Origin of the sequence: Smaragdicoccus niigatensis DSM 44881 = NBRC 103563 (genome assembly GCF_000380645.1) — a bacterium.
Taxonomy (GTDB): domain Bacteria; phylum Actinomycetota; class Actinomycetes; order Mycobacteriales; family Mycobacteriaceae; genus Smaragdicoccus; species Smaragdicoccus niigatensis.
Map to the genome: position 1 here is coordinate 119,362 of NZ_AQXZ01000015.1, position 12,661 is coordinate 132,022.

The 12,661-nt window shown below is 64.2% G+C and carries 13 protein-coding genes; 11 read left to right on the plus strand and 2 right to left on the minus strand.

Annotated features, from left to right (window positions below):
- Positions 1–27 precede the first annotated feature (27 nt).
- From F600_RS0109085 to F600_RS0109110, 6 genes are all read left to right on the plus strand, one after another.
- A complete protein-coding gene (locus F600_RS0109085) occupies positions 28–1,245 on the plus strand; it encodes an acetyl-CoA C-acetyltransferase (RefSeq protein WP_018160295.1) in 1,218 nt (405 codons plus the stop codon).
- A 136-nt stretch (positions 1,246–1,381) separates the two neighbouring features.
- Positions 1,382–2,926: a long-chain-fatty-acid--CoA ligase gene (locus F600_RS0109090; protein WP_018160296.1), complete on the plus strand. Its 1,545-nt coding sequence runs from the start codon at positions 1,382–1,384 to the stop codon at positions 2,924–2,926.
- A 70-nt stretch (positions 2,927–2,996) separates the two neighbouring features.
- Entirely contained in the window at positions 2,997–3,593 is a 597-nt protein-coding gene (locus F600_RS30260; RefSeq protein WP_018160297.1) for a hypothetical protein, read from the plus strand.
- Positions 3,594–3,709: 116 nt separating this feature from the next.
- The gene (locus F600_RS0109100; RefSeq protein ID WP_018160298.1) at positions 3,710–4,123 is read left to right on the plus strand and encodes a hypothetical protein; all 414 of its coding nucleotides are present in this window, start codon (positions 3,710–3,712) and stop codon (positions 4,121–4,123) included.
- Between the two features lie 68 nt (positions 4,124–4,191).
- Complete coding sequence (locus F600_RS0109105) at positions 4,192–4,656, plus strand: hypothetical protein (protein WP_018160299.1); 465 nt, start codon at positions 4,192–4,194, stop codon at positions 4,654–4,656.
- A complete protein-coding gene (locus tag F600_RS0109110) occupies positions 4,653–4,958 on the plus strand; it encodes a transcriptional regulator (RefSeq protein WP_026306334.1) in 306 nt (101 codons plus the stop codon). Before F600_RS0109105 ends, F600_RS0109110 begins: the two co-directional genes overlap by 4 nt.
- Here the strand turns inward: F600_RS0109110 and F600_RS0109115 are convergent.
- Entirely contained in the window at positions 4,955–6,250 is a 1,296-nt protein-coding gene (locus F600_RS0109115) for a lactate 2-monooxygenase (RefSeq protein ID WP_018160301.1), read from the minus strand. The genes F600_RS0109110 and F600_RS0109115 overlap by 4 nt on opposite strands.
- Before the next feature lie 146 nt (positions 6,251–6,396).
- Between F600_RS0109115 and F600_RS0109120 the strand changes: the two genes are divergently transcribed.
- The 3 genes from F600_RS0109120 to F600_RS0109130 are packed head-to-tail and all read left to right on the plus strand — an operon-like array spanning position 6,397 to position 9,403.
- Positions 6,397–7,035: a hypothetical protein gene (locus F600_RS0109120; RefSeq protein WP_018160302.1), complete on the plus strand. Its 639-nt coding sequence runs from the start codon at positions 6,397–6,399 to the stop codon at positions 7,033–7,035.
- A 27-nt stretch (positions 7,036–7,062) separates the two neighbouring features.
- Positions 7,063–8,442, plus strand: coding sequence for a wax ester/triacylglycerol synthase family O-acyltransferase (locus F600_RS27595; RefSeq protein WP_018160303.1), 1,380 nt, complete (start codon positions 7,063–7,065; stop codon positions 8,440–8,442).
- Positions 8,423–9,403 (plus strand): Acg family FMN-binding oxidoreductase, encoded by a 981-nt coding sequence (locus F600_RS0109130; protein WP_026306336.1) that lies wholly within the window; start codon positions 8,423–8,425, stop codon positions 9,401–9,403. Before F600_RS27595 ends, F600_RS0109130 begins: the two co-directional genes overlap by 20 nt.
- Before the next feature lie 7 nt (positions 9,404–9,410).
- Here F600_RS0109130 and F600_RS0109135 read toward each other — a convergent pair whose 3' ends face one another.
- Entirely contained in the window at positions 9,411–10,391 is a 981-nt protein-coding gene (locus F600_RS0109135; protein ID WP_018160305.1) for a magnesium transporter CorA family protein, read from the minus strand.
- Positions 10,392–10,508: 117 nt separating this feature from the next.
- Between F600_RS0109135 and F600_RS0109140 the strand changes: the two genes are divergently transcribed.
- Both F600_RS0109140 and F600_RS0109145 read left to right on the plus strand, forming a co-directional pair.
- Positions 10,509–10,730 (plus strand): hypothetical protein, encoded by a 222-nt coding sequence (locus F600_RS0109140; RefSeq protein ID WP_018160306.1) that lies wholly within the window; start codon positions 10,509–10,511, stop codon positions 10,728–10,730.
- On the plus strand, positions 10,727–12,646 hold the full coding sequence (locus F600_RS0109145; protein WP_018160307.1) for a hypothetical protein: 1,920 nt from the start codon (positions 10,727–10,729) through the stop codon (positions 12,644–12,646). Before F600_RS0109140 ends, F600_RS0109145 begins: the two co-directional genes overlap by 4 nt.
- The last annotated feature ends 15 nt before the right edge of the window (positions 12,647–12,661 follow it).

Here is a 12,661-nt window from a genome sequence, read left to right on the forward strand (position 1 = left end):
ACAGTCCCATCGTTCAGGAGGTCCGCCGTGACCGAAGCCGTCATCGTTTCCATTGCCCGATCCCCGATCGGCCGGGCCTTCAAGGGTTCGCTCAAGGACATGCGCGCGGACGACCTCACGACGCAGATGGTGCAGGCGGCGCTCGACAAGGTTCCGGCGCTGGACCCGAAGGACATCACCGACCTCATGCTCGGCTGTGGCCTGCCCGGTGGCGAGCAAGGCAACAACCTCGGTCGAGTCGTCGCGGTGCAGCTCGGCATGGACCACCTCCCCGGTACGACCATCACGCGCTACTGCTCGTCGTCGCTACAGACGACCCGCATGGCGTTCCACGCAATCAAGGCCGGTGAAGGCTCCGCGTACATCTCGGCCGGCGTCGAAACTGTGTCGCGTTTCATGAAGGGCAACTCGGACTCGCTGCCGGATACCCGGAACCCGCTCTTCCACGACGCCGAGGCGCGCACGAAGGCCGCCGAGGCCGGTGGTGTGAAGTGGCATGACCCGCGCGACGACGGCCAGATCCCCGACATCTACATCGCCATGGGACAGACCGCGGAGAACGTCGTCACGATCACCGGCATCTCCCGCGAGGAGCAGGACCGCTGGGGTGTCCAGTCGCAGAACCGCGCCGAGGCCGCGATCAACGCCGGTTTCTTCGAGCGCGAAATCACGCCCGTGAAGCTGCCCGATGGCTCGACCGTCTCCAAGGACGACGGCCCGCGCGCAGGCACCACCTACGAGGCTGTCTCGCAGCTCAAGCCAGTGTTCCGGCCGGACGGCACGGTCACCGCCGGTAATGCGTGTCCGCTCAACGACGGTGCAGCGGCGCTCGTCATCATGAGCGACAAACGGGCCAAGGACCTCGGACTGACGCCGTTGGCGCGAATCGCGGGTACCTCAGTCACCGGCCTGTCGCCGGAGATCATGGGCCTCGGCCCCATCGGCGCCATCCGAGCCGTTCTCAAGCAGACGGGAATGTCGATCGAGGACATCGACCTCTTCGAGATCAACGAGGCCTTCGCGGTCCAGGTCATCGGATCGGCGCGGGAGCTCAACATCGATCCGGAGAAGCTCAACGTCTCCGGTGGTGCCATCGCGCTCGGTCACCCGTTCGGCATGACCGGTGCTCGCATCACCGCGACGCTGCTCAACAACCTGCAGACGCAGGACAAGCAGTTCGGCATCGAGTCCATGTGCGTCGGCGGCGGCATGGGAATGGCGATGGTGCTGGAGCGGCTCAGCTGACCAGTTCGGTCGCGCAGACATCGGGCCGTGCGCTATTGCCTCCAGCGGGGCGGGCACATATCGTGCTATGTGAATTTCCATTAATTTGACATAGCTCGTTGCCGATCATCGCTTCAGGCACGCTCGAAGGAACCCCATGCACCTCACCCAGTCGCTGCACCGCGCCGTGCAGCAGCGCCCCAACGCCATTGCCACCATCTATGGCAATCGGAAGCGCACGGTTGCCGAGTCTGCCGATCGGATCGCGCGGTTCGCGGGTGCCCTCCGAACGCTTGGGGTGAGCAAGGGCGACCGCGTTGCGATTCTGGCGCTCAACAGCGATCGGTACCACGAGTACTTCTTCGCGGTGCCGTGGCTGGGCGGCGTCGTCAACCCGGTCAACATCCGCTGGAGCCCCGCGGAGATCGTCTACTCGCTGCAGGATTCGGACACGAAGGTCCTCCTCGTTGACGATGCCTTCGCACGGGCCCTGCCCGCAATCACCGCACAGCATGAACTCGAGCGCGTCATCTTCATCGGCGACGGTGAAGCGCCCGCGGGCACACTCGACTACGAAACTTTGGTGAGCGCTGCCGACCCGATCGAGGACACCGAGACGGGCGGCGACGAACTGCTCGGAATCTTCTACACCGGCGGAACGACAGGCTTCCCCAAGGGCGTGATGCTGAGCCACAACAACGTGGTCACCTCGGCCCTCGGCGGGGCGGCCACCACCGACCTCGTGATCCGCGGCGGAAACCTGCTCCACGCTGCACCGATGTTCCACCTCGCGGATTTCGCAGCCTGGAACCTCGGCAACATCTGCGGGTCGACGCACGTGATCGTCCCGATGTTCACACCCGGCGGAGTTCTGAAAGCCATCGCGGACCACCAGGTCACCGACTCGCTGCTCGTCCCGACGATGATCCAGATGCTCATCGACGATCCGTCCGTCGCACAATTCGACACGACGAGTCTTCGCCGAGTCCTCTACGGCGCCTCCCCGATCTCCGAGGCAGTCCTTCAGCGCGCACAGAAGACGTTCCCCGCGGCCGAATTCGCACAGGCCTACGGAATGACCGAGTTGTCACCGATCGCGACACTGCTCACTGCCGAAGACCACAAGCGTCCCGAACTGCTACGCGCCGCTGGCCGTGCGGTTGCGCACGCCGAGGTTCGCATCGTCGACGACGCAGGCAACGAGGTTCCCCGCGGCACTGTGGGCGAAATCGTCGTCAGCGGCGACAACGTCATGCTCGGTTACTGGAACAAGCCAGAGGCGACGGCCGAAGCCATCCGAAACGGCTGGATGCACACGGGCGACGGCGGCTACATGGACGAGAACGGCTACGTCTTCGTGGTCGACCGCATCAAGGACATGATCGTCACTGGCGGGGAGAACGTCTACAGCGCCGAGGTCGAGAACGCCCTGGCGAAGCACTCGGCGATCGCGCAGTGCGCGGTCATCGGCATCCCCGACGCCGAGTGGGGCGAACGGGTGCATGCCGTAATCGTCCTGGCGCCCGGACAGACCGCCACTGCCGAAGAATTAAGCACGCACTGCAAGACGCTCATCGCCAACTACAAGGTCCCGCGCAGTGCCGAGTTCGTCGACGCCCTACCTGTTTCGGGCGCCGGCAAGATCCTCAAACGCGAACTACGCAAGCCGTATTGGGAAAACGTTTCCAGCGGAGTTTCCTAGGGCGCCCAGCAGTTTCCATGAGCTGACCCCGGGTACTCGTCTGTTGCCAACCAAACCGGGAGGTCAACAAATGGTTGTCTTGGGTCTGCTCATTCTCATTCTTTCCGTCGTCGTCGGGGTCGGGGTCATCTTGATGCCGGACAACAACGACGCCGCCGACACCCTCACGGTGTTCGGCTTTCACGTCGACCTGTCGCAAGCCGGAGTGTTCATCTTCGGTGCGGCCGTCGGTGCGCTCGCTCTGCTCGGCCTAGCCCTGATGCTCAGCGCCCTACGACGTTCGAGCCATCGGCGTAAGGCCGCCGAACTCGACCACTATCGGCATGACGCCGAATCCGCGCGGCAGGAGCGCGACGAACTGCTCGAGGCACGCGAGCGTCAACTCGAGCAGGAACGCGAGCTCCACGCCCGGCACGAGCGGGAACTTCGCGAGGTGCGAGAAACAAGCACCACCCCCGAGGCCCTCGAGGATGCGCCGAGAGCCAGGGATACGCGGGAGCCCCGTTTAGACGAGCCAACGACCGTGACGTCTTCTCGCCGCGAGTCGGTCGAAGACACTCGTCGGGCCGTCCCGGAATCGCGCCAGCCTGCCGTCCACACCGACGACAGCGGGCACAAGGAAGGGCTCTGGCACCGTCTGACGCATAGCCCAGCCCATCGATCCTGATCCTGAATTCACCCGGGAGCCGCCGACATTCGTTCGGCGGCTTCCGTCTTTGGCGTTCAAATAGGCACGAACCGGGTACCCGAGACAAGACAGATCGTCGAGGCATTGGAGCTGTCATGGTTATTTTGGGATTACTCGTACTCGTCGCCGCAGTCGTCGCCGGAGTCGGCGTCTGGTTCAACAGCATGAACGAACACAGCGCGGACGTCGCCGTCTTCAACTGGATGCTGAGCGGTCAGATGAATCAGATCGTCATCATCGGCATGCTGGTCGGCGCACTGGGCATGCTCGGACTCATGATGGTCGTTGGTCGCACGTCTGCTATCGCGGGCGATCGCCGGGCCACCCGACGTGAGCTGCGGGAAATTAACCGCGAGAACAAGATGATGCGCAAGGACCGGGATCGCCTCGCGCGGGAGAACCGCGATCTTGCACAGACCACAGCTGTACGCGACGAACCGGGTTACGTGGCAGCGCCGCGGCACCACTGGTGGCACCGGTTCTCCCACCGTCAGCCAACGCACGCATGATCACCCCTTGACTTTCCTATGAGGAAAGTGGCAGCCTTACTTTCCAGACAGGAAAGTGAGGTAATGCCATGGGACACATCGCCCCCGAAGATGCTCGCGCCGCGCTCGACGCCGTCGAACACGCCAGAGCCAACATTGCCGAAGAGATCGGCCTCCCCCGCTGGTACTGGTGGGTGCTGGCGGCGGCCTGGCTCGGCTTGGGCATCGTCGGCGAGACGTGCCCCGAATGGGTCACCGCCGTCGCCACCCTGACGTTCGGTGCCGCGCACTCAGCCATCGCGTCACGTCTGCTGAGCGGACGTCGACGCACCGGTTCAGTGCAGGTCAGCGCGGACGTCGCCGGGCCACGCACTCCCGCGCTCGTGATCGGGATGCTGCTCGGACTCGTCGCACTGACGGTCGGGGCCGCATTCGCGCTGGCCGCCGACGGGGCGCGCCACCCGGGTATCGGCGCGGCTGTGCTGGTGGCCGCGGTCGTCGGACTCGGTGGGCCGGAGATCCTCCGGGTACTGCGGCGGTGGGCGCGGGCATGACCCCGCCCTCGAAGACCCCGGCGCGCTTCGATGAATTGATTCATCCGAGCACTCGGCTCGCCCTTGTGGCCACCTTGGCGGCCGCGGACTGGGCCGAGTTCGCCTTTCTCAAGGAGAAGCTGGCGTTGTCGGATTCAGCGCTGTCGAAGCAGCTCACCACGCTGGAGGAAGCCGGTTATGTCGCAACCGAGCGCCGTCTCGAAGGTAGCCGCCGAAAGGTCCGGGCACGGCTGACCCCCACCGGCCGAGACGCGTTCAACGGCCACGTTGCCGCGTTGCAGGCGATTGTGGGAGGGCCCTAGATACGCCGAAGAGCGGATCGACTGAGCTGGCCTGGCGCGGTGAATCCCGCCAGGCCCAGCGTCAGGTCGAACTCGGCGATGACGTTCCGCAGAACGTCGACAACGCCGTTGCGGCCGTCGAGCGCAAGTCCGTACATGTAGGGACGGCCCAAACAGACCGCATCCGCACCGAGCGCGAGCGCCTTGAAAACATCAGCGCCGCCACGAATTCCAGAGTCCACAAGAACCTTCGCCCGGCCGTCGACCGCGTCAACGACATCCGGCAGGGCGTCGATCGCCGAGATCGCACCGTCGATCTGCCGACCACCGTGATTCGACACCAGAATTCCCTCGACGCCCGCCTCGACTGCGAGCTTGGCGTCGTCCGGGTGCACGATCCCCTTCAGGACGATCGGCAGCTTCGTCTTCTTCCGCAGGTCAGCGACGTCATCCCAGTTGAGCGACTGGCGGGAGAACACATCCAGGAACGTCTCGACGGACGCCTTCGGTTCCGCCGCGATGAGGTTCCGGATGGTGTCCCCCGGGTAGTGCCGGGCCATCGATGCCAGCGACTTGATCGCCCCGAGAGTCACCCGGAGGTCCTGCTTGGTGCCCTTCGCATTCCGGATTCGCTCGGCGACGATCTCGCGGAACCGCGGGTCGGACGTATATTGCGCGATCCCCTCCCCTTGCGTGAACGGCAGCGAACCCAGGTTGAGATCCTGTGGGCGCCAGCCCAACTGGGTGGTGTCGAGGGTCAGCACGAGAGCGTTGGCGCCGACCGCTTCGGCCCGTCGAATGAAGCTGTCGGTGAGGGCATCGTCCTTCGACCAATAGAGCTGGAACCAGCGCGGCGCATCCTGGCGAACGCGGTCCATCGCGGCCGCGACGTCTTCCATCGCGTTGCATCCCTGGCTCGAGAAGATGTACGGAACGCCGAGTTCAGCGCCAGCTTCACCGATCGCAACGTCCGGGTCCGGACACACCACTTCGCCGGCACCGACGGGCGCAAGCAGCACCGGAGCGGGCAACTTCTGACCGAACAGTTCGATCGACAAGTCCCGGTCCGACACATCCCGAAGCATCCGGGGCAGGATCGCCCACCGCTTGAGTGCCTCACGATTGGCGTCCATCGTCTCGCCGTCGCCCGCCCCACCCGCGATGTAAGCCCAGGCTCGCTCACTCATCACCGCCTTCGCGCGGCTTTCGAGTTCGCTGAAGTTCGTGGGGACCTTCGGCTTCTCGCCGTACACCCCGTTGGTGTAGATCGTGCTCTGGCGGGTGCGACTGGACAGATCGGGTGCGCTGCTCACGGCTGCATCCTAAGTGCCATCCCGAGCGCCCGGGACGAAGAGCCGAAGGTCCCTGGTCCCTTGCGAAGGGGTCCGCCGGCCCTAACGGCGCACGGAGCCGCCAAGTCGAATGAGATCAATCTCTTCATCGACTCCGGAGGTTCCTGATGCATGCGGTGTTCGCGGCCCCACGATCGGCAACGACCAGTGAGTGGATCCGGACCGTCACGCTGGCCGAATTCGTCGGCTTCAGCGCGCCCGCGATCGCTGGTGCGCTGACGGTGAACATCGCCGAGTGGATCGCGTTCCTCATCCTGATCAGCGCCGGAACGCTCGAGGGCTTGGTCCTCGGAATCGGGCAAGGTTCGGTTGCCAAGCACGCTCTCCCCCGTTTCCCGAGGCGTGCCTGGGTGTCCGCGACCGCGCTCGGGGCGGGACTCGCCTGGCTGGTAGCGATGCTGCCGAGCATCTTCGGCGACCAACTGTCGCAAGCCTCGACGCCTACGCGCATCGCGGTCGTCGCGCTGGTTGGCACGATCGCTGTTTTGTCTCTCTCGGTACCGCAGTGGCTCGTCCTGCGACATGTTTCGCATCGCGCGTCGGAGTGGATCGCCGGTTCGGCACTGGGCTGGTGCGCGGGACTCACCGTGTTCGCCGCAATCGCGATGCCGCTCTGGAAACAAGGCCAGCCGATGCTCGTCGTGGTCGCCATCGGTCTGCTCGCCGGACTCGCCATGGCGTCGACCATGGCCACGGTGACCGGGATCTTCTTCGTCCGCATCGTGATCGACCGCAGCCGCTCCTGATCACTGACACCGAACTGAGGCGGCGCGATGGAACATCTCACCCCATTCGATGCACTCTTCCTTCAAGCAGAGGACGCAGATCCCCACGCCAGTCTCATGATCGGTGGCGTCGTGGTCATCGAAGGTCCGGTCCCGACTCATCGAGAGTTCCTCGACGCGGTGGCCTCGCGACTTGACGCGGTTCCCCACGCCCGCCAGGTAGTGCATGGTTTTCCGTTCGACCTCGGTGCCCCCGTTTGGGTCGATGACCCGTACTTCGACATCGCGCACCACGTTGGTCGAACGACGCTGCCTGCTCTGGGCGATGAGGCGGCCCTCGACCGACTCGTCGGACACGTCATGGACCCGAGGCTCGACCGCGAGCACCCCCTGTGGAAATGCTGGATTGTCGAAGGGCTGCCGGACGGGCGGTGGGCGATCCTGGCCAAAATGCATCGCTGCATGGCCGGCGGACTGTCCGGTGCGCGACTGATCGAGTTGCTGTGCGACTACGAAGCGGGCGCGCGCGTCGTCACGATCGCCGGGCCGCAGCCGAAGGTCTCGACGCGCTCGCTGAGTGACGTGATTCTTGAGGTCATCGACCTGGCGCTGTCACCACGCCGGCAGGCCGCCTTCATGGCGAGACAGCTGACCAGTCCCATTCGCTTGACCCGGACGTCGCTGCAGGTCATCCGCGGACTGATGCGATACGGCACCGACCTATTCGCCGGTTCGTCAGCGCCTGTTCTCAACAGCCACCTCGGGAGACATCGAGCCTTCGCGGCGGCCAGGACGTCACTGGATGACGTGCGCCTTATCAGGGACACCTTCGACACCACGGTCAACGACGTGGCGCTCGCCGCGATCGCCAGCGCCCTCCCCGTCCCGGTTCGAGCCGACGAAATCCTCAATGCGATCGACAACCGGATTTCAATCATGGTTCCGTCGCTCCCGGTCGAGGTCGCTGACCCGGTCGCACGACTCCTCGCAGTGAAGAACCGCGTCTCCACGCACGAGTTCAGCGCCGGGACAGAAGCGGAACATGCGATCGCCACACTCGCCGAGCGTTGGCCGTTCGCGCCGGTTGCGTGGACCGTCCAGATGGCGGCGCGACTGCCGCAACGTGCGATTGTCGCCGTCGGAGCGAACATCCCAGGACCGACCGAGCACCGGAAGTTCCTGGGTCGCCGCATCGTCGAGATCCTGGCTGTCGCGCCCATCTCCACGGGGTCGAGCCTCTCGATATCGATCTTCAGCTACGCCGGCCGTCTGACGTTCGGCGTCCACACCGACTTCGGCGCCATTCCGGACGTGGGCGCCATCGCCGCATCGATCGAACAAGAAATCGCCCGGATTACCGAAGCCGCGCGCCGAGTACAACAACGACGAACCACAGGAGCGAAGCGATATGAACACCTCACGTCCTGACGCCACAACAATTCGCGCCGCGATCGCCCTCGCGGTTCGAGCGCCTTCCGTGCACAACACCCAGCCCTGGCGGTGGCGAGTCGGTGATTCGACGATCCATTTGTTTGTCGATCCGGAGCGTCGAGTGCCCGAGACCGATCCCGACGGGCGAGATCAAATGCTCAGCTGCGGCGCCGCTTTGCACCACATGCGGGTTGCACTCGGTGCTCTCGGTTGGCAGGCAACCGTGCACCGGTTCCCCAACCCCGCGAACCCAACCCACCTTGCGGCGATCGAAGTGCACCGGCATCAGCCGACCGAGCAAGACATCGAACTGGCTGCGGCGATCCCGCGCCGGCGAACCGATCGTCGTTATTACAGCTCGTGGCCGGTCCCTACGAGCAGCCTCACCCGGATCACCGCATGCGCAGCCCACGAAGGAACACTGCTGACCCGGACCGAGTCCTTCGACTACCTCTCGCAAGCGTCGGCCGAGTCGGCGCGCGTGCACGCGGCCAATGACGACTACCGCTCGGAGATCGCACTCTGGACGGGCCGGAACGGGTCCCTCGACGGGGTACCCGCATCGAACATCGCCTCCTCGCATGCCACCGATCTCCTCCCCGCACGCCATTTCGCCCACGCCACATTGACGCAACCGGTGGGCGCGCGATCGGACCGCGACGGAAGCGTGATTCTCGTTCTCAGCACTCCGTCCGACGATCCGATGTCCCGATTGCGGGCTGGAGAAGCGACGAGCGCGGTGATGCTCACGGCCACCGTCCTCGGGATGGCGACGTGCCCGATCACCGAGCCACTCGAGGTCCGCGACACGCGCGACTTCCTGCGGCTGACCGTGCTCGAGGACAGTGGTTACCCCCAGTTGCTGCTGCGCGTCGGATGGGCACCGCTCAACGCGGACCCGCTGCCCGCGACCCCGAGACGGCACATCCGGGAGGTGCTGTCGGGCCTCGACGGGTAACCCTCGCTCAGAACCACCCTTTGCGTTTGGCCCAGATGAGCAGGCACGTCGAAATCGCCAGCATCAGGACGAGAGTCACCGACAGCTCGACCCATCGCGTGTGATCGTTGACGATGACGTTCATGCCGAGAATCGAGGACAAGGCCGTGATCGGCAACGTTATCGAAGCGATGACGGCAAGCCGTTCCGCAGCAATCGTCATCTTGGTGTTCGTGCGTGCCTGATAGAACTCGATCGTGCCCTGCAGATAGTCCTTCTGACGATCGGCCATCACCGCCAAGTGTTCGAATTGGTCGACCGCGTCACGCAACAAGTGCTGGCCCTGACCTTCTCCGAACGCCTCGATGGTCACCATCCGACCGTAGATTTCGCGGCTCAACGACGCCATCGTGCGAATCGTGAGGAGTCCATGGCGGGCCCGGAACATCTCGTCGAGGAACGACTCCGGATCGCCGAGGTGCCCCGCGGTGACTTGCTGCTCGAGTTTCCAGACGTCCTTCGTCAGCGCGGCGACGTAGGCCCTCATCCGGGCGGTCAGTGCCGCCAGCAGCGCAGAAGACAGTTCGAAAGCGTTGGCCGGCTTCAACTTTCCCGATTCGAGCCGACTCAGCACAGTGTTCACTTCGACCATCGCAGTCGACTGATCGATCGCCGGATTGATGGGTCCGTGCACGGTCACCAGAAAGCGGCTCCCGATGAACTGATCAAGTTCCACGTAGTGCACGTGGCCCCGAGCACCCTGCTGCGGCGCGTGCAGGACAAGGAACATGTGACCCGGATATCTGTGCAAAGCAGGGACTTGGTTCCGGTTCTTCGAGTCCCGGATGGCCAGGGGATGGAATTCGAAGACCTCCGAAAACGTCTTCTCGGCCTCGACGTCCCAGGTCGGCACGTCGACCCAGACCAGTCCGTCGGGGCGATCGAGGAGTGCCTTCAGTTCGGTTGCGGGATACACACGTACACCGTCGGAGATGAAGCGAACGTCCACGTCGGCCCCCTCAGATTTGAGCCGTCTTCTTCGTGATAGCACCAGAGAGGTTCCGGTGCAGGGCGACTCGTCGAATCTGAGAAGTTGGTCGACTCGCGGTGGAAAATCGAAGGAACTATGAGCGACCACCGGGATGCCCTCGCCGCCGAACTGGGTGGAAGTCTGCCCGACGGGTTCGCCGAGTTGCCTGTTGCGCGACTTGGGTGGCTCGTCGACAAGGTGCGTTCGGTGAAGGCAGAGACTGCGAAGTCACTGGAGAAGAGCACGACAGATTCGGTGAACAACCTCCCCGTCTTGCTACGCGGTCCGGCACGCGCGATCTTGGGGGCCGGCAAGTGACAACCGATGAGGCGGATCTGCACGCCGAAATGATCAAGCTCGGCCGGACTCTGCACTGCGATCCCGCGGAGCTGGCCTTTCTGGCTCCCCTCGGCTGGCAGCGTGTGCGCGAGTTCCGTTTCCAGGTAGTCGATCAACTTCAAGCGCACTGCAACGCACGATTCGGACACCTCGCGTCACTGGCCAACATCATTCCGGTCCCGATCATGGCCAAGCTCGGGCCGCAGTACTTCGAGCCGCAAATGTGCGCTTCCTTCGTCGGGCTGGTCGCCGAGGAGAAAGCACTCAAAGCCGTCTCCAAGCTCCCACCGACGTTCATGGCAGATGTCACGCCCTATGTCGACCCGCGGACCGTAGGCCCGATGATGGCAAAGATCGATATTGCGACCGGACGAAAAGTCCTGCCCATCCTCGTGGAGCGCGAGGAATTCGTGACGATGGGTCAGTTCATCGATTACGTGACACCCGAGCTGATCGAGGCGTTCCTGCCGATCATCCCCGATGAGGCGATCATTCGGACTGCGCAAGTCGCGGAGAACAAGGCGCAGTTCGATGTCGTGCTGCCGCTGGTCGATGATGCTCGAATCGCCCGGTTGATTCAGACCGCCAACGAGAAGCAGTTGTGGGACGTCGCACTCACCATGGTGGACGCCCTCAACTTCGAGAATCGGACTCGCCTGGCGAACATCGCGGCCCAGCAGACCGATGCCCTGCTCGAGTCGCTCGTCACCGCAGTTCACGAACAGAACCTGTTCGATCTGTTGCTCGCCATGACGAGCGTGATGAGCACGCCCAATCTCGCCCGGTTTGCGCGCCTTTCCATCCTCCGGGATCCCGCCGTGATGAGCGGCCTCGCGGAAAGCGCGATTCGCAACGACCTCTGGGCCGGAGTCGCCCCGATCATCCCGTTGATGCCTGAGTCAACGCTTCGGGTACTCGCCGACACCCAGATAGTGCAAGACCCAGAATCTGCCCGCAAGATCATGCGGGATGCACTTGCAGCGGTCGGGCAGTCCGGACCGGACAATCCACTCCTCGCCCAGCTCTTACCTCTCCTCCAGGTCGTGCCGTCGGCAACCAAACAGATCGTCGCCGACGAGCTGGGCAACCTTTCCGAGGGCGACCTGGATCGCTGCATTCACTCCGTGGTCGCTGCAGGTCAGGTGCCGAAGCTCATGCGCATCGTGCCGTTGCTGTCTCGACGTGCGCAACGCCGAGTAACGGCGGCTGTCGCGTCGTTCGACCGCGATGCGCTGCGATCGGAATTGATCGAGGCTCGCGACAACGGTGTGCTCCCGGAAATGCTCGGTGTCGTCGGTGACTTGCCCGCCGATCGGCGCGAGGAGACCTTGGGCATCATCACCGAGAGCGTCTATGACGAGGATCTGCTTGGAAACGACCTCGAACCGGAAGCGCAGCGCGCGATCTGGGGGCAAGTGCTCAGACTCGCTGCGGACCTCCCGGGGGCCGTGGACCGGCTGACCGAGGCGGCAGGCATGCTGAAGCTTGACGACGTATTGACTGCCATCCTCAGCGCTGCCGAGTCACCCGCGGACTGGGCGGTCGGCTTTGCCATCCTGGGCGGCATACATGACCGGGCGATGAAGGACGGACTCGCCGTCGAGACGACCGTTCAAGGCAAACTCGTACAGGCTGCGGCCGAGCAGGTTTCGAAGTCGGGTGCCCTCCAGCGATTCTGGTTTGCCGACGCGCTGCTCAAGGAGTACGTCAAGGATCAGGGCGTCGCGCGAGAGTTCGACAACACCACGATTCTCCTGGCCACGACCGCCCGAGAACTCCCGAAACAGCTGTTCGAGATCTCCTTCGGCAAACTGGAGGAAGGCGTCGCGCCGATTCGCACCTTGTTCGGAATCGCCACGTCTGCGGCGAAGAAGGCCAAACAACAGCTGGAATGACGGGCGCATTGCACC